This window comes from Bacillus sp. SIMBA_008 (assembly GCF_046535495.1).
Lineage (GTDB): Bacteria > Bacillota > Bacilli > Bacillales > Bacillaceae > Bacillus > Bacillus subtilis.
On sequence record NZ_JAWRWL010000002.1, the window covers coordinates 358,166 to 378,712 of the forward strand.

Annotated in this window: 21 protein-coding genes; 3 read left to right on the plus strand and 18 right to left on the minus strand. The window is 43.5% G+C overall.

All coding sequences use genetic code 11. The features are described from left to right. Positions 1-108 precede the first annotated feature (108 nt). A complete protein-coding gene (spoVV, locus tag SB658_RS07220) occupies positions 109-1,335 on the plus strand; it encodes a dipicolinic acid transporter SpoVV (RefSeq protein ID WP_014479716.1) in 1,227 nt (408 codons plus the stop codon). A 10-nt stretch (positions 1,336-1,345) separates the two neighbouring features. Here spoVV and coaD read toward each other — a convergent pair whose 3' ends face one another. The 8 genes from coaD to SB658_RS07260 form a co-directional block, all read right to left on the minus strand. Continuing rightward, complete coding sequence (gene coaD / locus SB658_RS07225) at positions 1,346-1,831, minus strand: pantetheine-phosphate adenylyltransferase (protein WP_003245283.1); 486 nt, start codon at positions 1,829-1,831, stop codon at positions 1,346-1,348. A gap of 4 nt (positions 1,832-1,835) precedes the next feature. After that, positions 1,836-2,390 (minus strand): 16S rRNA (guanine(966)-N(2))-methyltransferase RsmD, encoded by a 555-nt coding sequence (rsmD, locus tag SB658_RS07230; RefSeq protein ID WP_015483196.1) that lies wholly within the window; start codon positions 2,388-2,390, stop codon positions 1,836-1,838. A 322-nt stretch (positions 2,391-2,712) separates the two neighbouring features. Next, positions 2,713-2,985, minus strand: a complete 273-nt coding sequence (locus SB658_RS07235) for a YlbG family protein (RefSeq protein WP_015715839.1) — start codon at positions 2,983-2,985, stop codon at positions 2,713-2,715. Positions 2,986-3,039: 54 nt separating this feature from the next. After that, entirely contained in the window at positions 3,040-3,489 is a 450-nt protein-coding gene (gene ricF, locus SB658_RS07240; protein ID WP_003221370.1) for a regulatory iron-sulfur-containing complex subunit RicF, read from the minus strand. Between the two features lie 115 nt (positions 3,490-3,604). Further along, a complete protein-coding gene (locus SB658_RS07245) occupies positions 3,605-3,844 on the minus strand; it encodes a YlbE-like family protein (RefSeq protein ID WP_003232231.1) in 240 nt (79 codons plus the stop codon). Between the two features lie 15 nt (positions 3,845-3,859). Then, positions 3,860-4,258 carry a YlbD family protein gene (gene ylbD / locus SB658_RS07250; protein ID WP_003232233.1) on the minus strand — a complete coding sequence of 133 codons (399 nt, stop codon included), beginning with the start codon at positions 4,256-4,258 and terminating at the stop codon, positions 3,860-3,862. A 231-nt stretch (positions 4,259-4,489) separates the two neighbouring features. Then, positions 4,490-5,530, minus strand: coding sequence for a CAP domain-containing protein (locus tag SB658_RS07255; RefSeq protein WP_015483195.1), 1,041 nt, complete (start codon positions 5,528-5,530; stop codon positions 4,490-4,492). Between the two features lie 83 nt (positions 5,531-5,613). Beyond that, positions 5,614-6,060 carry a CBS domain-containing protein gene (locus tag SB658_RS07260; RefSeq protein ID WP_003221362.1) on the minus strand — a complete coding sequence of 149 codons (447 nt, stop codon included), beginning with the start codon at positions 6,058-6,060 and terminating at the stop codon, positions 5,614-5,616. A gap of 139 nt (positions 6,061-6,199) precedes the next feature. Between SB658_RS07260 and SB658_RS07265 the strand changes: the two genes are divergently transcribed. Further along, positions 6,200-6,562, plus strand: coding sequence for a YugN family protein (locus SB658_RS07265; RefSeq protein ID WP_003232238.1), 363 nt, complete (start codon positions 6,200-6,202; stop codon positions 6,560-6,562). 31 nt (positions 6,563-6,593) lie between these two features. On the opposite strand, the gene ctaG is transcribed toward SB658_RS07265, so the two are convergent. From ctaG to cyoE, 6 genes are all read right to left on the minus strand, one after another. Next, complete coding sequence (ctaG, locus tag SB658_RS07270) at positions 6,594-7,487, minus strand: cytochrome c oxidase assembly factor CtaG (RefSeq protein ID WP_003244967.1); 894 nt, start codon at positions 7,485-7,487, stop codon at positions 6,594-6,596. A 27-nt stretch (positions 7,488-7,514) separates the two neighbouring features. Then, positions 7,515-7,847: a cytochrome c oxidase subunit IVB gene (gene ctaF / locus SB658_RS07275; protein WP_003232242.1), complete on the minus strand. Its 333-nt coding sequence runs from the start codon at positions 7,845-7,847 to the stop codon at positions 7,515-7,517. A 2-nt stretch (positions 7,848-7,849) separates the two neighbouring features. Beyond that, positions 7,850-8,473: a cytochrome c oxidase subunit III gene (ctaE, locus tag SB658_RS07280; protein ID WP_003232244.1), complete on the minus strand. Its 624-nt coding sequence runs from the start codon at positions 8,471-8,473 to the stop codon at positions 7,850-7,852. Continuing rightward, positions 8,473-10,341: a cytochrome c oxidase subunit I gene (gene ctaD, locus SB658_RS07285; protein ID WP_003232245.1), complete on the minus strand. Its 1,869-nt coding sequence runs from the start codon at positions 10,339-10,341 to the stop codon at positions 8,473-8,475. The genes ctaE and ctaD overlap by 1 nt, the downstream gene beginning before the upstream one ends. 32 nt (positions 10,342-10,373) lie before the next feature. Then, the gene (gene coxB / locus SB658_RS07290; protein WP_014663859.1) at positions 10,374-11,444 is read right to left on the minus strand and encodes a cytochrome c oxidase subunit II; all 1,071 of its coding nucleotides are present in this window, start codon (positions 11,442-11,444) and stop codon (positions 10,374-10,376) included. 239 nt (positions 11,445-11,683) lie between these two features. Beyond that, entirely contained in the window at positions 11,684-12,601 is a 918-nt protein-coding gene (gene cyoE, locus SB658_RS07295) for a heme o synthase (RefSeq protein ID WP_003232250.1), read from the minus strand. Positions 12,602-12,955: 354 nt separating this feature from the next. On the opposite strand from cyoE, the gene ctaA reads away from it, so the two are divergent. Next, positions 12,956-13,876, plus strand: a complete 921-nt coding sequence (gene ctaA / locus SB658_RS07300) for a heme A synthase CtaA (protein WP_029726521.1) — start codon at positions 12,956-12,958, stop codon at positions 13,874-13,876. A gap of 402 nt (positions 13,877-14,278) precedes the next feature. Here the strand turns inward: ctaA and pyc are convergent, their stop codons facing one another. The 4 genes from pyc to glsA form a co-directional block, all read right to left on the minus strand. Next, on the minus strand, positions 14,279-17,725 hold the full coding sequence (pyc, locus tag SB658_RS07305) for a pyruvate carboxylase (protein ID WP_029726522.1): 3,447 nt from the start codon (positions 17,723-17,725) through the stop codon (positions 14,279-14,281). A gap of 74 nt (positions 17,726-17,799) precedes the next feature. Beyond that, positions 17,800-19,011, minus strand: a complete 1,212-nt coding sequence (ftsW, locus tag SB658_RS07310; RefSeq protein WP_029726523.1) for a cell division protein FtsW — start codon at positions 19,009-19,011, stop codon at positions 17,800-17,802. Positions 19,012-19,216: 205 nt separating this feature from the next. Continuing rightward, the gene (locus SB658_RS07315; RefSeq protein WP_029726524.1) at positions 19,217-19,498 is read right to left on the minus strand and encodes an Fpa/YlaN family protein; all 282 of its coding nucleotides are present in this window, start codon (positions 19,496-19,498) and stop codon (positions 19,217-19,219) included. Between the two features lie 97 nt (positions 19,499-19,595). Then, complete coding sequence (glsA, locus tag SB658_RS07320) at positions 19,596-20,525, minus strand: glutaminase A (RefSeq protein ID WP_003232263.1); 930 nt, start codon at positions 20,523-20,525, stop codon at positions 19,596-19,598. Positions 20,526-20,547 lie beyond the last annotated feature (22 nt).

Below are 20,547 nucleotides of genomic sequence, written 5' to 3' on the forward strand. Positions count from 1 at the left end.
TTAGTACAAAGAATCAAGAGGACAGGTACTGCTTGGCCGTTTTACATCATACATTATTTTATCATGATATACATGTCATTGGGCATTTTTAGCATCGGGGAGGTAAGAATGAACTTGTCGAAGATTAATACACTTTTGATTGCCTCGTTTTTTCTTTTTTTAACAGCGACTGTCATCTCACATCCACAGGCTTCATTCGAAGCCTCTAAAACCGGGCTGTCTATGTGGTGGGAGGTTGTGTTTCCGTCATTGCTGCCATTTTTTATTCTGTCCGAACTCTTAATCGGCTTTGGCATTGTGCGGTTTGTCGGTGTTTTGCTTGAGCCTTTTATGCGGCCGATCTTTCGCGTGCCGGGTGTCGGCGGCTTCGTTCTTGCTATGGGAATGGCATCAGGAAACCCAGCGGGCGCAAAACTCACTGCCCGTCTGCGGCAGGAAAATCAGATTTCAAGAGTAGAAGCAGAACGGCTCGCGTCGTTTACCAATTCTTCAAACCCGCTCTTTATTTTCGGCGCTGTTGCCGTCGGTTTCTTTCAAAACGCGTCACTAGGCATTTTATTAGCTTCAGCACACTATTTGGGGAATCTTGCCGTCGGTTTAACAATGCGTTCCTATGGCCGCAAGGAAGAGCAGCAACTCAGAAGAAAGAAAACGATACCTTTCCCTTCAGTCAAAGATGCTTTACACGCTCTTCATACCGCCAGACTTGCAGAAAAACGGCCCTTGGGGAAAATTTTAGGCGACGCCGTGACGTCTTCTGTTCAAACGCTTCTTATGGTAGGCGGCTTTATTATTTTATTTTCTGTCTTCAATCGACTGTTGTCAGTGGTCCAGCTGACTGATGTTTTGTCTGTTTTCACAAAAGGAGCACTGACTTTGTTTCAGCTTCCGACTCAATTGGACATTCCGCTTTTATCAGGGATGTTTGAAATTACATTAGGCAGCAAGCTTGTCAGCGAGACAGATGTTTCTCTTCTGCAAAAAGCCATTATCGTCAGCTTTATTCTCGGGTTTAGCGGCTTTTCCGTACAAGCTCAGGTGGCAGGTATTTTATCGGAAACCGACATTAGATTTAAACCATTCTTTATCGCACGTTTGCTGCAGGGCGTTTATGCCGCTGTCTTCGTCATGCTTTTATGGAAACCTCTTTACACGGCATGGCATGATCCATATCAGTATGTATTTAAATCTCTTAACAGCAGTGACATGCCAACTGCCTTTATAAACGGCTGGAATCTACTTGTGCAGATCGGACCTGCAGTCACACTATGCGCGCTGTTTACGTACATTATCATTTTTTCTTACAGACTGACAAACGGAACAAAAAAAGGATGAGTCAAAACCCTCATCCTTGTCTGAATTTTTGCTGAAGCGCCAGCTCTACTTCCGGCGGTACAAACTCTGATACCGAGCCGTTGTATCTTGCCACTTCTTTTACGATGCTTGAACTTAGAAACGAATATTGATTGTTTGTCATCATAAAAAATGTCTCAATAGATTCATCAAGCACACGGTTTACTGATGTCCCCTGCATCTCGTATTCAAAATCAGATACAGCTCTCAAGCCTCTTAAAATCGCTTTCGCATTTTTTCTTTTTGCATAATCAATTAACAGGCCTTGCGATGTTTCAACTGTTATGTTCGGAATGTCTTTTGTCACTTCTCTCAGAAGCTCACACCGTTCTTCCACACTGAACAAAGGCTTTTTTGAAGAATTATTCAGCACACATACATACACTTGTTCAAAAATATGCGCCCCGCGTTTGATGATGTCCAGATGCCCGTAGGTCACCGGATCAAAACTGCCGGGACAGACAGCTATACTCGCCACCTCACTACCCCCTCTTTTTATAAATCGCCACACCTGTTAACCCATAGGTTTCTTTTCTTGTCATCACAAGATCTCCTACGGTTTCGGGAAGCTCGACCTCTCTGTCATGCTCAGCGACGATAAAGCCGTCTTCTTCCAGCATTTGATATTCGTCAATCAGCGTTAAAAGTGCTTTCAGCTTTTGTTCCTTATACGGCGGATCGAGAAAAATTCCGCGAAAGCCGGTTTCTCTTTTAGCAGCAGCGTGCAAAGCACGTTCCGCATCATTGCGGTATACCTGTGCATGTTTTGTAAGCTCCAGCGTTTTCAAATTAGATTTTACCGTTTGAATCGCTTTAAAATCACGGTCAACGAATATACAATGCTCAAACCCGCGTGAAAGCGCTTCGATTCCAAGACCTCCGCTCCCTGCGAATAAGTCAAGTCCCCTGCCCCCGTCAAAATAAGGGCCGATCATATTGAAAATGGATTCCTTCACTTTGTCGGTTGTCGGTCTTGTTGATGTTCCGGGTACAGCCTTTAGTGAACGGCCTTTTTTTGATCCAGAAATTACTCTCATGTTCCACACCACTTTTTCTAAAAGCTATTTTGTTTCTTTATTCGGCCGGACGCCGCTATGTACATAGAAAAAAATCAATCCTATCTTAACATAAAGCATTCTTCCAAACAATGAACGCTAATCTTGATAAACAGGTGTATAGGCAGCATGATCCTTGTCCATACTATAAGCAACAGCATCTAGAGGATGTTGTTGCCAACCGCGGAGAAGACTTACGTTTCCCCATAAGTTCTTCCTCCGGTTTCTCCTCTCCCTTTGCCTTCTCCTTAACATATTAAGGAATAGAAGGACCCCGCAGATGCCTGCGGGGATTTTTTTATAGCTATATGCCGATTTTATAATCGTATTCTTTTGCCTTATCAAGCTTTGACTCGAATTCCAATTTTAAAAACGGTTTATAAGAAGGCTCCACTTTTTTCACAAATGAGTAAGACGCAATCTTGTCCATTGTTTTTTCAATTTGGTTCATATCACAGTACAGTACGACATATTTTAATCGTTTTGATACATAGTGCACATTCCCGAACTTCCTCAGCATTTTGCTCTGCTTTAGGGAGTGCAGATACACAACCATGCCCTGGCGCCTATTCTCCAATACAATCACCTGCCTGTTTTCTCTTATATGTAAAAGACGAGACGGCCAGTCTCGTCAGGACACTTTACATCCGCAGCTTCCGCCTGAACCGCAGCCGCCTCCGCATGAAGACAAACCGTCAAAATAAGGGTTCCCAGTCGGAACTTTCACATGCTCCGAAACAGCTGTCCCAATCTCAACGCTGACCTCATCAAGAATGGACTGGAGCTCATTTTCAGCTCTCTTGAAGTCAGCCACCTTATCGTTCAGGTCCAGCTCACGTTTGATCTCCCTCATTTTCCGGGATATTTCTCTATAGTCAGGATGATATTTGCCAAAACGCTGTACATCCTCATACTGCTCTTTTATTTTGATAAAAGAACGAATAATCCGACCTGCCTCTTCATCTTCCTGGAGACGCTTGTAACAATTGCGGTAGTTCTCAGCCGTCTCCGACTGCAGAATCATCTCGGCAAGCTGCTGAGCTTCACTTTGAAGCCGCACGGATTCCATCGTCGCATACATAACATGCACCTCCAGTTGTTAGTTTACCATGAAACCAGCCAATTGGAAAATGCTTAACCGCAGCCGTATACAAAACCTTATGTCCGCATGAAAAAAGACCCTTTTTCGGGGCCTTTTAATCTTTTGTCCGCATCGCTTGAAACATTTGCATCATCATTTGCGCCATTTGAATCCCGTTCGTAAACTGATTCACCCGATGCGGAATGGTTTTTTCATAAAAATTCATCATTTCAAGCTGAAAGGAGGACAGATCATCCGGTTTTCTTGAAAGCCTGCGGTACCATATCGGCTGTTCTCTGATGAATCGTTTCCGTTCTTCGTTTGCTAAAATATATTCCTGAACCTCTTTGCGCATATGAGCTCCCCTTTTTTAATCCTTTCGAAAAGAAAAAGGATGCTGTCCAGAGCCTGGCTGAGAATGCTTCTGTCCGCTTCCGGAAAATGTATTAAGAAGGCTTTGCAACGATGAGATCGACTGGCTCATTTTATTGATTTGTTCGTTCATTTGATTGACATCCATCTTTTTCACCGCTGTCACCATTTTCGAGACAAAATCATTTTTTTGCGGTGTTTCAGGCACAGCTTCAGAAGCTTCTTCCGGTTCCCGATACGGATCCCAAATCGGGTCGCTCTCCCCGAAGAGGACCCAATTTTCATATACGTCCTGCCAGCTTCTTTGTTCTTTGCGCACTTCTTTTATCAGCTTGGGATGCTTTTTGACGAATTGTTTAAAGTCATTGATTGAATGATTGGCATGTTGATTCGCCACAATCCTCACCCCCTCCGAAAATCGTTACCTACTACAATGTATCGTTTTGTCGGGCATTGTGTTCGCCTATATTCATTCCCAAATGAATTTTTAGCGATATCCCTATACACTGGTGAAAAAGCCTGACTGAAGGGATGGGAAACGGCCTTATCTGTAAGCTATCAGCACATTCATTCAGACCAGCTTGTATGGAAATAGAAAAAGCCGGGAACCATTCGTCCGCGGCTTTCATTACCATCGCTTAATAAAATTTTGGGTGTAATATTTCCGGTCTACTCCGACACCAAGATGCGTATAATCTGAATTCAGAAGCGCTTTTCGATGGCCTTCGCTATTCAGCCAGCCTTCTACAGCAGCCGGACCGTCCACATAATTGTATGCGATATTTTCTCCAGCTTGCTGAAAGTCAACATGCCCTTCTTCTAAGCGGTCTTTCAGCGAGCCGTATTTTTTAGAGACATGGGAGAAATAATTATTTTCCTTCATATCCTCACTATGCCCAAATGCCACTTCCGCCGTTGGCTGATCCCACTCAAGCTTCGCAAGTCCATGTTTAACGCGTATGACATTCGTCAAATCAAGGATTTGCTTTTCGCTCGTTGTTTGGATCTTTTTCCATTTCTCATCTGAAACGGCTTTCGGTTTAATTAATTCCCCGCGGTACACTACCTCATAAGGTCTTTGCTTTACAAAGGTCTGCGCATCAAACGCCCTGATGCTGGATAGCTTCCCTTCAAATTTGTCCATATACAGCTGGACATACATCTTTCCTACCTTTACAGTCGGTCTTGTATTGATATCTTCTTCAGAAAATTCAAACCGATAGGAATTTCCTTTATACTCTACATTCACAAATGGTGCCACCTGGGTGGTCTTGAATACTTCGCCAGTTGATTCTCCAATTTTGAAAGGCTTGGCGTTAATATCATTACCCGCCGCGAATAATGTGACCACTTTATTGTTTAATACCCCGATTTGGATATATTGATCCTTACCTTGATTGTATACCCACCAATCGTAATCATAAGCCGAAGGGTCAATACGTTCAGGTTCCCCAAGCTTTTTCGTTACTTCATCGGCGGGCTTGCCCATGAAGGACAATAACCCTGAAGTCGGCATATGTATTCGTTTGCCGCTTTGCGCTTCCTCATTCGACACCTGAGGCTCGCTGTCATTTGATTTCTTTTCAGGAACAGATCCATATTGAATAAACAGAACGTAAGTTCCGCAGATAATCAAAAGGATAACCATTGCTCTCAATATATTTTTCAATCTATCACCCCCGTGGCGATTCACAATCTTTTGCTTACATCCCATTACAATACAGCCTATTTAACATGTCAAAGATTTATGTGTTAATGAAAAAAGCCTTCTTCTCTATTATCACCTTCGGAAATATCCGATAAGGCGCTGCCGGCACGTTCATTCGTTTGCTCAGATAAAGAAAGATCACCAAGCGTGACAATTCCAGTCAGTTTTTTATTTTTTGTAACTGGTATCCTTCTGAGCTGATGCGATGCCATCAAATGAAGAACCTCATCGACTGAAGCATCTTCCTCCACACTGACAGGTTTTTCGGTCATCGCGTCAGTGATTTTTTGCGAGTTCGGTTTTTTGATGGCGATTCCTCTTAATACGAGATCGCGGTCGGTTACGATGCCGACCAATGTTTCCCCGTCCTCATCAACTACCGGAATCGCTCCTACATTTGCGTCCTTCATCTTTACTGCAGCTTCATATACATTATCTAATACCGTGCAATATTGCAAGTCGGCTGTCATCAGATCTTTTATTTTTGTCATCCGTTTAACCTCCTTTAGTCTAGTGCTATTGTCGTCAAAATTTAATTTTTGCATACTTTCAAAAGAAGAAGATTCATTGAAAGTTTAACGCTTTCATACTATGATTGTCAGGAAAGGTAATTTTTATAAGGAGGGGTCAGTGTTGAAGTTTACTGAAAGCGGACTTGAAGGGGTTAAGGCTGAGCTCAGCTGGCTAGACGACTTAATGGAAAGCAAAGGTCTTATCAGAGCGGGTCAATGGGATTACGAGAGAGTCACCTATGACAAGAAGTTTTCGACGATTGAGGGTACGTTTTACCTGCGGATACAAGGTATTGCGGCAGAAGGCGATGTCGGAAGCGGGCGCGCCGTGATTCAATTAATGTCCCCTCTCCTAGGAAAGCATTACTACCCTCATGGAGTAGAATATGGAGAAACGGAAGAGTTTCCTGTACAGGTTGTGACAAAAAGCAAGGCACTGATTCAGGACATAGCCAACATGTTAAAAACAGTTCAAATGTAACGAAAAGGTACAGCATATTTCGCTGTACCTTTTATGATATCGTCTGCTGAATATACGGCGGCTCCTCCTGCCCGTCCTTTTCCCTTTCTTTCTTCACCCATTGGAAAAAAATAACGGCCAAAAAAGTACCGTACACAATTTCCTGAATGATTTTCATCATGACTGCTCCGAGCTGCTGATCCTCTAACAAAGGCAGTGTATTCAACATCTCTGGCCCTGTTAATGGGACCTGCCCCATCATATCCGCTGGCACGCAAAGCCTCATTGCCTCAGCCCATAAAGCCGGATCTGTATAGGTGGCGTATAACGGTGCACCGCTGAACATGATCAAGGCGCAAGCAGGTGTGAGCAGCATACCGTCCGCCATAATATAACCCAGCTTCATCAAGCCGCTGAGCTGCCGTAGACGCTCAACCTTATGAACAAGCGGCCACCACATGAAGAACGCAAGCACAAAGATAAGCCAAGTGATTAATGTATGGTAAAACGGATCTGTTTTGACAGTATCAAATATAAGCGGTACATGATATAAAGAAAAAATGCCGTTAAACAAAAGCAAAGCAATTAAAGGCGTCGTAAAAAAGGAAAAAACCGGTTTGATTGAAGGCCTGAAAATGATTTTTTCCCAGAGCCATGCAGGAATCCCCGCGATTAACAGCGGCGGGACAACCAAATACAGGACGGCCATCTGCACCATATGTGCGCTGAACATAATATGTCCGAGCAGATCAACCGGGCTTCCCTCGGCTGCATATAAAAACAGCATCGCCGACAGAAAGCACACCATCTCTTTACCAGTTATTCGATTTGGCTTTGAAGACATTCGCCTGTAAAAATAGAGATAAAGCGCCGTAATGCCTAACAGGATACAAAAAAGATAAGGGCTCCACATCGCGCGAAACCCGAATATCTCCAACTGATTCATTTCTTCACCTCCGGCGGCTGTTTCAAATTACCACCATATAATTGTCACAAACGCAAGCACAGTGATAAACGCGACAAACACCCCTGAATACAAAAACAGTGCCGGCGCCTCATGCCCTTTCTGATTCATATGCATGAAATAATACAGCTGAAAGATGACTTGAATTGCAGCTAGCAAAATAATGAAAGGAATCGTAAACCAGCTGCCGACACCGTCCGTGGCCACAGTCAGAAATGCAACAATCGTAAGACCGATCATTAAACCAAAAGACAGGACTTGATATTTCATCTCCCGGGCATGCTTTTTTTTCTTAAATTCAAGGTCGCTATTAATATGCCCTCTGCTTTTTTTATCGACCATGTTTATCCCACCATCCCCATTAAATATACAACGGTAAAGATGAAGACCCACACGACATCAATAAAGTGCCAATAAAGGCTGGCAACGTAAAACTTAGGCGCCGTATACAGATTCAGCCCTCTCTTGGCATTGCGGATCATAAGCGTGCTGATCCACATAAGCCCAAATGCCACGTGGGCGCCGTGCGTACCGACAAGCGTGTAAAACGCAGAACCAAGGGCAGAGCTTGTGATGGTAAAGCCAAATTCATGGGTGTAATGCTTGAACTCATAGATTTCCAGTCCTAAAAAGCCCGCCCCCAATAAAATCGTAATTCCCAGCCAAAGCTGCATCTTGCCGAAGGAAAAGTTCTTCATGTGGTACATCGCGTACACACTCGTTAAACTGCTCGTTAATAGAAGCATTGTGGCAATGAATACAAGTGTCACATCGAACATTTCCGTCGTAGGCGGATCACCGGCATTTGAATTCCGGAGCGCAAGAAACGTGGCGAAGAGAGACGCAAACAGAACAGTCTCTCCGCCAAGAAAAAGCCAAAAGCCTAAAAATTTATTTTTCCCTTCCAGGGTTACTTTTTCGGGAGATGCTGGAAAGGTTTCTGCGGTGAATTTTTCTTGAACTTGCATTATGCCTTCACCCCTTTATCATCGTTCGGCAGTTCCTCTTTATGAATATGATAGCCGTGATCATCAATTACTGAACGAAGCAGCATCGTAATAAATGTGATGCCGAGCCCGATAAAGATCACCGGCAGACCCCAAGCGTAATCACTTCTGTACAGCAGCCCGAACGCTGCGACAAAAAGGCCGAAAGAAATGATGAGCGGCAGGATTGAGCCGTTTGGCATATGAATATCATCAACCGGTTCCGCCGGCGTCATTGATTTGTGCCCTGCCTGCTTCTCAATCCAAAGCGGATCAAGTCCTCTGACAAAAGGAAGCTGTTTAAAGTTATACTCCGGCGGCGGTGAAGAAACGGTCCACTCCAGCGTACGTCCGTCATGCCATGGATCAGCACCTACATATTCACCTTTTACCGATGTCCATATAACATTGACCAGCAGAAGAATAACAGCTGCCGCCATAAAAAACGCCCCGATTGTACTGATCAAGTTGCCGGTTTCCAGACCCTGTCCTGGCAAAAACGTATAAACCCGGCGCGGCATCCCCATTAAGCCGACAAAATGCTGAATGAAAAACGTGAGGTGAAAGCCGATAAAAAACAATACAAATGAAATTTTCCCCATCGTTTCATGCAGAATTTTACCGAACATTTTCGGCCACCAGAAATGAACACCGGCTAAAAGGCCGAATACAACGCCACCAATAATGACGTAGTGGAAGTGCGCAACCACAAAATACGTATCATGAAACTGATAATCAGCCGCAGCAGCTGCCAGCATGACTCCCGTCACACCGCCGAGCACAAAGGATGGAATAAATGAGACAGCATACAGCATAGCGGTTGTATACTTCACATTTCCTCCCCAAATCGTCAACAGCCAGTTAAAAATCTTAATCCCGGTCGGAATCGCGATAGCCATTGTTGCAACCGCAAAAATCGCATTTGCAATTGGGCCGAGACCAGTCGTGAACATGTGGTGCACCCAAACCATAAAGCCCAGAAAGCCGATGAGCACGATTGCAAAAACCATTGAAGAATAGCCAAACAAACGCTTTCTGGCGAACACAGGGATGACCTCAGAAAAAATACCGAATGCAGGCAAAATTAGGATATAAACCTCCGGGTGGCCAAAAATCCAAAATAAATGTTCCCAAATGACCGTATTTCCGCCAAGCTCCGGATTAAAGAAATTGGTTCCGAACAGCCGATCCAGCATCATGAGAGCCAATCCAACCGTAAGCGGCGGAAACGCGAACAAAATCAATGCCGAGGCCACAAATGTCGTCCATGTAAACAAAGGCAGCCTCATATACGTCATGCCCGGAGCCCTCATGTTGATAATCGTGGCCAAAAAGTTAATCCCGGCTATCAGCGTCCCGAGCCCCGATATTTGGAGTCCGAGGACGAAAAAGTCTATGCCGTGCCCTTTAGAATGAAGCGAAAGTGAGGCATATGATGTCCAGCCCGCATCTGGCGCTCCGCCCAAAAACCAGCTTAGATTTAAGAAAATGCCCCCGAAAAAGAAGAGCCAAAAACCAAGCGCGTTTAAAAATGGAAACGAAACGTCCCGAGCCCCGATCTGCAAAGGCACAACCGCATTCATCAAGGCAAATAAGAGCGGCATCGCAGCCAGAAAGATCATCGTCGTTCCGTGCATAGTCATTACTTCATTGTACGCTTGAGCACTGAGAAACGCATTTTCCGGCTTTGCAAGCTGAATTCTGATAAACATCGCTTCAATTCCCCCGACAAGAAAGAAGAATCCCCCTGCCACTAAATAAAGAATCGCGATTTTTTTATGGTCCACCGTCGTCAAATAATCCCAAAGCATAGATCCGCGCGTCCGCTTTTCTGTAAGCGCATTCAACATATGTGACCTCCCCCAATATCTCCCTTTCTTCCCTACTTGCTTTCCGCTTTTAAGCCTTTTAAGTATTCATAAAGCGCATCTGTTTCGCTGTCTGAGAGCTTTGGATATGTGCCTGTCATTTTGTTCCCCGGCTTTATACTGTCAGGGTCCTTCAGCCAAGCCTTCACATTTTCTTTGTTGGCCTCTTTCACCCCTGCCACTTTTGTCCTTTCACCGAAGGTCGCCAAGTTAGGTGCCGTTCTAGCGGCTTCTGCACGCTTATCATTCGGCTCTACCGCATGGCAGCTCAGGCAGTTTTTCTCTTTAAACAGTTCTTCACCCTGCTTAGCCAAATCGCTCTCTGCTGTAGATTTATAGTTTTTCATTTCTTTTGTCCAACCCTGAAATTCCTTTGCAGACATTGTCTTCACCTTAAAATCCATCAGCGCATGTGAAGGGCCGCAAAGCTCTGCACACTTCCCAAAAAACATATCTCCTGCCTCTTTGCTTCGTTTTGAATCAAATGTCAGGAAGAACTTATTTTCATTATCCGTATTCGTATCAAGTTTTCCTCCAACTGAAGGAATCCAGAAGGAATGTTTTACATCAGAGGCTTTTAAATTAAAATATACACGCTGATCTGTCGGTACAATCAGCTCCTGGCTTGTGATAATGCCGTAATCAGGGTACTCAAACTCCCACCAGTATAAATTTGCCCTAACATTGACTACAAGAGCATCCTCAGCTTTGCGACCTTTTTTATCCATTGGTGATGTGTCCGCTAGCTCCAGCGTATATAATACAACAGGAATCACAAGAATAATGAGCAGCAAAATCGGGATCACGGTCCATGTGATTTCTAAAAATTTATTCCCCTCTACCTGTTTCGGTATCGTGTTCTCACCGACCCGTGATCTTCTGAATCTCACAATCACATAAAAGAAGATAACAGATACTACTGCAACAACAACCACCATAATCAATGTGCTGAGCACTGTCAGGTCATACTGTTTATCAGCCACCTCGCCAGCAGGCTTGAGCGTGGATAAAAAAGGTTTTCCACATCCGCTTAATAGAAGCGGCACTAAGGCTAATAATAAAATAAGACGCCAATGCTTTACCATTTCACCCAACCCCTTTTCTGGTCAATACAAAGGCGGAAAGCGGATCGAAATCTATCGCCATCCAACCTATCACCAATAAAGCACTTACATTTCCTCTTCTCTTAAATTATGAGTTTTTTTACTCAAAATGCCATCTATGTATAAAAGTAAAGCCGCCTGATTAAACAAGAGGTCAAGGCGGCATTTACTAGTTGTCATCGTTTATTTTGAAGCGATAAAACAAGCATCATATCTATTTTTTAGAAAAGCGTCAAGACAACCATGGCAACGAAATAGATTGTCATGTAGTTAAGCGAGTAAACGAACATTTGTGTTGCCCACTTCATGATATTCTTGGAGCGGAATCCCATTAAGCCAAGAATCAGCCAGCCGATATTTAACAGCAAGCCGAGAATCACAATCGGAAGACCCAGGCTACCAAGGAAAAACGGAAGCGGCATCAGGCACGCAACCCACACAATAATTTGTCTTTTTGTCACTTCAAATCCGTATACGACAGGAAGCATCGGAATATTTGCAGCTCTGTAATCCTCTGTTTTCTTAATAGCCAATGCTAAGAAGTGAGGAATCTGCCAAATAAATAAAATCATGAATAACACCCATGCTACGACACCGATATTCCCTTCCACTGCCGTCCATCCAATAAGCGGCGGCACTGCACCGGAAACGCTTCCTACTACTGTGTTAATCGTATAGCGGCGTTTCGTCCACATTGTGTACAATACAACATACGTAAAGACTCCGATAAAACCGATAACAGCAGCCATGACAGTTGTCATCAGCAGCATGATCAATCCTAAAGCAACCAGCAAAATTCCAGACCATAACGCCTGACTCGGCTGAATTTTACCCGTAACCGTCGGTCTTACTTTCGTACGCTCCATAAGATGGTCAATGTCCCGGTCATACCAGTTATTGATCGCACAGGAGCCCGCAATAATCAGTGAAGACCCGATTAACGTAAGAAGAACGGTGTTTATATTACCTAAAAAACTTAAACCGGATATATGCAGTGCAAGCCACATTCCAGTGAAAGTCGTGATGAGGTTAGAATTGACGATCCCTATTTTAATAAGGGACAGAAAATCTTTCCATGCCGTTGTTTCTTCAATTTGTCCGTCTATAGCTGTATCATTTAAGATTCTGGAGTTAGCCATAACGTAAACCTCCCTTACAAACCTAACGCAGGAGAATAAAATAACCTGCAACTCTATCATACAAGATAACATCTTGTAAAAAAACATCCTATTAAATATTAAACGACAAACAGGAATTTATTTGTGAACTTTTTATGAATTTTACCAAAGATGAAGGCAATCTCCAAATCGGCATTGCGTTTACCTTATTTCTATCAGACCCGGCATGAATAATCAAGTGTACATTTTCCAGAAGCCGTCATTCTATTATATTTTTGTGAACAAAAGGCTCTGGGAATTGCCACAAAACACATATTCGCTTACACTTGGAACGTATATAAAATTGCAGCAGTATGTTAAGAAGGTGAATATTGTATGAATAAAGCATTAAAAGCTCTCGGTGTTCTGACGACATTTGTCATGCTAATTGTTTTAATCGGGGGTGCCCTCGTTACAAAAACAGGTTCCGGCCAAGGATGCGGCAGACAGTGGCCGCTGTGTCACGGCCGTTTTTTCCCTGAACTGAATCCGGCTTCAATTATTGAATGGAGCCACCGATTCGCAAGCGGAATCTCTATTGTCCTTGTGTTAAGCCTTGCGTTTTGGTCATGGAGAAAAATCACGCCGATTTTTCGTGAAACAACGTTTCTCGCGATCATGTCAATTATCTTTTTATTTCTTCAGGCATTGCTTGGCGCATTGGCTGTCGTATTCGGTTCGAACGCGCTGATTATGGCGCTTCACTTCGGCATCTCATTAATTTCTTTTGCTTCAGTGCTTATTTTAACATTGCTCATATTTGAAGCTGATAAATCAGTCAGAACACTGGTTAAGCCGCTTCAAATCGGCAAAAAGATGCAATTTCACATGATAGGAATTTTAATATATTCCTATATCGTTGTGTATACAGGCGCATATGTAAGACACACTGAATCAAGTCTGGCATGTCCTGATGTGCCGCTGTGCAGCCCGCTGAACAATGGGCTTCCGACCCAATTCCATGAATGGGTGCAAATGGGCCACAGAGCAGCAGCCTTACTGTTATTTGTATGGATTATTGTTGCCGCTGTTCATGCTATTATCTCCTATAAAGATCAAAAACAGATCTTTTGGGGATGGATCTCATGTCTTATTTTCATTACATTACAGGCACTGTCCGGGATTATGATCGTATACTCTGAACTGGCTCTGGGCTTTGCACTTGCCCACTCGTTCTTTATTGCCTGTCTGTTTGGCGTTCTATGCTACTTCTTATTATTGATTGCTCGTTTCCGTTACGAATCTAGTCAATCATAAGGACTAAAGACCAAAGCCTTAGGCGGCTTTGGTCTTTTTTCAGGTCTTGTTTTGGCGCTTTATTGTTTCAATCGCCAGCCTTCGCTGAACTTGATGATCAGTGAGCGGCTCACTTCGGGCTGTCCCCTTTCTCATCGTGATTATAGAAATTTCATATGCATCTATAGCCCGCGAACATAAGTATTAAAGCCTTTTAAATCAGATAGTGCTTAAAGAAATATGCACGGCATACTACAAAGCATCTAAAATATTGGCTGTATAAGCCTCTATTTATTTTGGGCTTGTGACAGTATTGTATAATCTCTGAAGTCCCCTTATATCTCTTCTAACCATCTGTTTCACTCCACATTTTCTATATAAAAAAACAAGAGTGTATATCAAATGATATACACTCTTTGTTTATTATGCTTTTTCAATTTCAAGGAGCAGATCTCCCGTTTGGATCGGCTCACCATTTTTCACATGAACCTGCTTGATTGTTCCTGAGAAAGGCGCCTGAACCGTTGTTTCCATTTTCATCGCTTCATTAATCATCAAATGATCACCTTTATTGACTTTTGTGCCTGCTTCAGCCAATACCTTAATAACTGTTCCAGGCATGGAAGCTGCGATGTGGCTTGGATTTGTCCGGTCTGCTTTCAGCCTTTCCTGAACGGAAGACTTAATGCTTTCATCTTTAATGACTACTTCACGCGGCTGCCCGTTGAGTTCGAAATAAACGACGCGGGTGGCATCAGGCTGAGGCTCACCGATTGAAATCAGCTTAACGATCAGCGTTTTGCCGCGCTCAATTTCAACTTCTATCTCTTCACCTAATGTCATGCCGTAGAAGAATGTCGGTGTATCTAATACCGAGATGTCTCCATAGCTTTCTGTCGTTTTCACATAATCAGTGAAGACTTTAGGATAAAGGGCATATGCCACAGCATCCTGATCTGAAATTTCCAAGTTATGCTGCTCTTTAAATTCCTGTTTGATCGCTTCAAATGACACCGGCTCAAGCAGTTCGCCCGGTCTGACTGTAATCGGCTCCTGCCCTTTTAAGATTAGCTTTTGCAGTTTTTCCGGGAATCCGCCATGAGGCTGGCCGATATTTCCTTTGAAAAGCTCCACGACAGAATCAGGGAAATCTAAAGATTCGCCTTTTTCGTAAACGTCTTTTTCAGTCAGATTGTTTTGCACCATGTAAAGTGCCATATCTCCGACAACTTTTGAGGAAGGCGTTACCTTGACGATGTCACCGAACATATCGTTCACGCGTCTGTACATTTCCTTGACTTCGTTCCATCGGTCGCCAAGGCCTACTCCCTTGGCCTGCTGCTGCAGGTTGCTGTATTGGCCCCCTGGCATTTCGTGTTCATAAATTTCAGTATGCGGAGACTTCATTCCGCTTTCAAATTCACTATAATATTTACGCACCGACTCCCAATATTGGGACAGCAATTCAACGCCTTGGACATTCATTTCCGGACGGCGGTCGTTGCCTTCCATCGCATGATAAAATCCGCTCGCGCTAGGCTGTGACGTTAATCCCGCCATTGAGCTGACCGCCACGTCTATGATATCAACGCCGGCTTCAACAGCTTTCGCATACATATAAATACCGTTTCCGCTCGTATCATGCGTATGAAGGTGAACCGGAATGTCGATCGTTTCTTTCAACGCAGAAACGAGTTCATATGCAGCCTGCGGTTTTAACAGCCCTGCCATATCTTTAATCCCGAGAATATGGGCTCCGGCCGCCTCAAGCTCCTTCGCCATCGATGTATAATATGCAAGGTCGTACTTCGTCCGGTTCTTGTCAAGGATATCTCCCGTATAACAAATCGCAGCTTCTGCCACTTTGCCGGTATCCCTAACAGCATCAATGGCTAACGTCATCCCTTTTACCCAGTTTAAGCTGTCGAAAATACGAAACACATCAATACCGGATTGAGCTGATTGCTTCACAAATTCTTTAATCACATTGTCCGGATAATTCGTATAGCCGACCGCATTTGATGAGCGAAGCAGCATCTGGAATAAGGTATTCGGCACTTCTTTGCGAAGATCTTCCAAACGCTTCCACGGATCTTCTTTCAGGAATCGGTAGGCTACATCGAAGGTCGCGCCTCCCCACATTTCCATACTGAATAGTTCAGGCCATAACGCAGCCGTCGGATTTGCGATTTTTTTCAAATCATGCGATCTGATTCTAGTTGCCAATAACGATTGGTGGGCATCCCTGAATGTCGTATCAGTTAAAAGGACAGATTTCTGCTCCTTAACCCAATTTGCAAGCCCTTCTGCACCTTTTTCATCAAGAATTTGCTTTGTTCCTCTGGCAGGTTGCTGATCAACGTCTACCTTTACGCTTAACGGTTTGTCAAACGCCGGTTTTTCTTTTTTCCCGATTCCAGGGAAGCCGTTCACTGTCACATTGCCGATGTAAGTGAGCATTTTCGTTCCGCGGTCTTTTTGTTTAGGGAATTTAAATAATTCAGGCGTTGTATCAATGAAAGACGTATCATATTGCCCTGTCAGGAACTTCTCATGTTTTGCAACGTTCTCAAGGAACGGAATGTTCGTTTTTATGCCTCTGATTCTAAACTCCTGAAGGTTTCGTACCATTTTGGCAGCTGCCTGTTCAAACGTTAAAGCCCAAGTTGAAAGCTTAACGAGAAGTGAATCATAGTATGGTGTGATCACGGCGCCCTGGAAGCTGTTTCCGGTATCAAGACGGACACCAAAACCGCCGCCTGAGCGGTAAGCCATGATTTTTCCTGTATCAGGCATGAAGTCATTTTGCGGATCCTCAGTCGTAACCCGTGACTGAATGGCATAGCCGATTGTAAAAATGTCCTTTTGCTCAGGAATATTTACTTTTTTGCTGTGAAGGCTATGCCCTTGGGCAACAAGGATCTGAGTTTGAACAATATCGACACCAGTAATCATTTCTGTTATCGTGTGTTCAACTTGTACGCGAGGATTTACTTCAATAAAGTAGAACTCGTTGTTTGCAACAAGGAATTCGACCGTCCCCGCATTTATATAGTTTACATTTTTAGCAAGCGCAACTGCCGCCTCACAAATTTGATCCCTTAATTCAGGTGACAGCGAGACACTCGGCGCCACTTCAATGACCTTTTGATGGCGTCTTTGAACGGAACAATCCCTCTCAAAAAGATGGACGACATTTCCCTGCTTGTCTCCAATGACCTGAACCTCAATATGTTTCGGATTCTCAATTAATTTTTCTACATAAACTTCATCATTGCCAAAGGCTGCTTTCGCCTCTGATTTAGCACGCTCATATGCTTCTTTGACTTCACTTTCAGATCTGACAATCCGCATACCGCGGCCGCCGCCGCCAAGCGAGGCTTTAATGATGATCGGATAACCGTTAGCTTGTCCAAATTGTTCGACGGCTTCAAGCGTTTCGGCAGGACCGTCGCTTCCCGGAATCACGGGGATTCCCGCTTTTTCTGCCTGCTCACGCGCTTTTACCTTGTCACCAAACATATCGAGATGCTCGGATTTTGGCCCTATGAATACGATGCCTTCTTCTTCACATCGTCTCGCAAAATGAATATTTTCAGATAAGAAACCGTATCCCGGATGAATTGCATCGACTTTGTTTCTTTTCGCAATATCAATGATACCTTCAATATCCAGGTAAGCATCAATCGGTTTTTTCCCTTCACCGACCAAGTATGCTTCATCCGCTTTGTACCGATGGTAGGAACCGGAATCTTCTTTTGAATAGACCGCAACTGTACGAATATTCAACTCGGTACACGCCCGGAATATTCGGATTGCAATTTCTCCCCTGTTTGCTACTAATACTTTTTGTATCGATTGCTGAGACAAACTTTTCTCCCCCTTACCCGAATGGAATATAATCTATCATAGCGGAATATCCTTCCCCTGTACACACTTGTTTTTTACTGATAAACAGTTTTTTTGAGCTGTTTCTTTTTCATTCCCTTCGGCGCCAAGGGCTCTTTCTTTTTCTTATTCTCTGAATATTTCACAAACATGCTGATATTCGCTAATATCCCCATACTTCCCAGCAGCAGCACCAAAGAAGAGCCCCCGTAACTGATAAATGGCAGCGTAACCCCTGTAATCGGAATTAATCCGCTGACACCGCCAAGGTTAATAAACGATTGTATGGCAATCATGCTTGAAATGCCGATCGCCAGAAGACTTCCAAAGGGGTCCTCGCATTTTCTGGCAATATAAAAACCTTTTATGACGACAAAACCCAATAAGAAAATCACAAACAATACCCCAAAAATGCCGAGCTCTTCTGCAATGACAGCCATAATAAAGTCAGTGTGTGATTCAGGCAGATATCCGTATTTTTGGATACTTTCACCGAGCCCCAGGCCGAAAATGCCGCCTGAGCTGATCGCATAATAAGAATTGATCACTTGCAAACCTGATGAATTTGCATACTTAAATGGGTCTTCAAGACTCTCAAAACGCGCCAAACGGCCCTTGGTTAAAATTTGATCCTGATTTAAATAGAGAATCGGGCTGACTAAAATGAAAACAATTCCGCCGAGCAAAAGCAGCCTCACCAGCGTCTTTCCGCTGAAGCCGGAGCACAAGATCATGCACGTCGCAATCAGCCCTATAATCATGGCTGTACCGAAATCAGGCTGCATGGCAATTAACCCGCAAATCACAAGCGTCATGACTACGGGAGGAGCCACACCTGTTAATAGATGGTCAATATAGCTTTGTTTTTTGGCATATACGGCTGCAAGGTATAAAATCACGACCAGTTTCACAAACTCCCCCGGCTGAATACTCATTCCGCCGATTTTAAACCAGCTCTGCGCGTTTCCGGCAACATGCCCGAAAACAAACAGTGAGATAAGCGCAAGAACAGATACAAGCAGTATCCCCTTCTGAAACTTTTGATGGGCCAGTGCTTTATAAGGAAACAACGCCATGAGAATAAATAGAGCGCCACCCGCAATTAAAGCAAACAGCTGCCGCATGAAGAAAAAATTACTGCTTACTCCATACCGGGAGACAGCCGTAATCATGCTTGAGCTGTATACCATCACTAAACCGAATCCGCATAATAAAACGATTGCGAATATCAGTGAGTAATCATAAGATTTTAGCATTTTTTTTAACATAACATCCTCTTCCCTGCTTCTAACTTCCATTATCTATGGTTTTTATGTATTTATCTTTTTTATTTTACTACAATTTATCAAACGAGACGAAGAATCTCTATACGATTCGGAAGGAATGTGTAAAAAAAGACCGTCTTTTATGAGATGAGAGAAAAATAGCGGTTATAAAAAAACCCAAACTGTTAATAAGTTTGAGTTTTATCATTTATTTAGCTGTAAACGCGTCATGCAAAGCAGACAATTCGCGCTCCAATGTGTATAAAAGGTCTTTACCGTCTTTTTCATTAACCAATCCCAGGCGGACAGCAAAATCGATTTCCCTCGAAAGCCCGAACATTTGAGTATCTAAAACCTCTTCATATAGAGGACATTGAGGCATCGTTAAGTTATCCATTTGTACTCGGATCAGCTTCAAAATCTTCTCAGCGTCCACTTTTAAGAGTTCAAAAGCTTTTTGCCGATGGTCAACTATCATCTCTGAAGCCAAAAGTATCCCTCCGTTCCCCAGGCGAGTACCTAATTCTTCTATTTATCATAAAGGGTATCAACAGAAAATGCAAGAGGATTTAAGCATATGACATAAATTAAAAAATACTCAGCCTGTACATCTCAGACATTATTTCCAAAAGCTTTACACCTGCAATGCTGTTCCCTTTTTCGTCTAATGCGGGGCCGAATATGCCGATCCCGAAATCGTAAGGCGAAATGCCCATAATCCCGCCGGATACGCCGCTTTTCGCAGGAATTCCGACCTTAATTGCGAATTCCCCGCTTGCATTATACATTCCGCACGTCACCATAAATGTTTTGCAAATTCTAGCGACATCTTTTGAGATGACTTGCTCCCCAGTCTCTGGATGTCTGCCGTTCAATGCAAATACAGATCCGATTTTCGCTAAATCCAAGCTGTTCATCTCAATCGCGCATTGCTTCGTGTATAAATCCATTACTGCCTCTACATCATCTTCAAAAATGCCGTACTGCTTCATATAATAACACATCGCCCGATTAATCATTGAAGTGCTGTATTCAGATTCAGCCACTTCCCGGCAGTATGTAATCTCTTGGTTGTTTGTCAGCCTTCTGATAAAAGAAAGCAAATAATCAAGTCTCTCTTTTACCGTTCTTCCTCTTATCAGACTTGTCACTACCAATGCCCCGGCATTAATCATAGGGTTTAACGGCTTGCTCGGATTCACTGTTTCGAGCTTGATAATTGAATTAAACGGATCACCGGTCGGCTCCTGTCCAACATAACTGAAGACCTTATCTTTGCCGTATTCCATTAACACCAAAGCAAGGGAAAGGACTTTCGATATACTTTGAAGCGTAAATGTTTTTTCTACGTCACCTGCTGACAGACAAACATTATTGGAATAATAAATCGCCACTGACAGGTCGTGTTTATCAGCTTTTGCCAAGGCGGGAATATAGCTGGCTACCTCCCCCTTGTCCGTTACTTTTTTCGCCTTTTTCACTAAGGCTTCAAGCTCATCATTATGCCGGCATACCATGCAAACACCCTCGTTCCCTCAG

Excerpts from the sequence above, each read along its gene's own strand:
- spoVV (WP_014479716.1), top strand. The coding sequence starts at position 109 with ATGAACTTGTCGAAGATTAATACACTTTTGATTGCCTCGTTTTTTCTT.
- rsmD (WP_015483196.1), bottom strand. The coding sequence starts at position 2,390 with ATGAGAGTAATTTCTGGATCAAAAAAAGGCCGTTCACTAAAGGCTGTA.
- ricF (WP_003221370.1), bottom strand. The coding sequence starts at position 3,489 with ATGTATGCGACGATGGAATCCGTGCGGCTTCAAAGTGAAGCTCAGCAG.
- SB658_RS07245 (WP_003232231.1), bottom strand. The coding sequence starts at position 3,844 with ATGCGCAAAGAGGTTCAGGAATATATTTTAGCAAACGAAGAACGGAAA.
- SB658_RS07260 (WP_003221362.1), bottom strand. The coding sequence starts at position 6,060 with ATGACAAAAATAAAAGATCTGATGACAGCCGACTTGCAATATTGCACG.
- ctaG (WP_003244967.1), bottom strand. The coding sequence starts at position 7,487 with ATGAATCAGTTGGAGATATTCGGGTTTCGCGCGATGTGGAGCCCTTAT.
- ctaF (WP_003232242.1), bottom strand. The coding sequence starts at position 7,847 with ATGGTCGATAAAAAAAGCAGAGGGCATATTAATAGCGACCTTGAATTT.
- ctaE (WP_003232244.1), bottom strand. The coding sequence starts at position 8,473 with ATGCAAGTTCAAGAAAAATTCACCGCAGAAACCTTTCCAGCATCTCCC.
- ctaD (WP_003232245.1), bottom strand. The coding sequence starts at position 10,341 with ATGTTGAATGCGCTTACAGAAAAGCGGACGCGCGGATCTATGCTTTGG.
- coxB (WP_014663859.1), bottom strand. The coding sequence starts at position 11,444 with ATGGTAAAGCATTGGCGTCTTATTTTATTATTAGCCTTAGTGCCGCTT.
- cyoE (WP_003232250.1), bottom strand. The coding sequence starts at position 12,601 with ATGGCTAACTCCAGAATCTTAAATGATACAGCTATAGACGGACAAATT.
- ctaA (WP_029726521.1), top strand. The coding sequence starts at position 12,956 with ATGAATAAAGCATTAAAAGCTCTCGGTGTTCTGACGACATTTGTCATG.
- ftsW (WP_029726523.1), bottom strand. The coding sequence starts at position 19,011 with ATGTTAAAAAAAATGCTAAAATCTTATGATTACTCACTGATATTCGCA.
- glsA (WP_003232263.1), bottom strand. The coding sequence starts at position 20,525 with ATGGTATGCCGGCATAATGATGAGCTTGAAGCCTTAGTGAAAAAGGCG.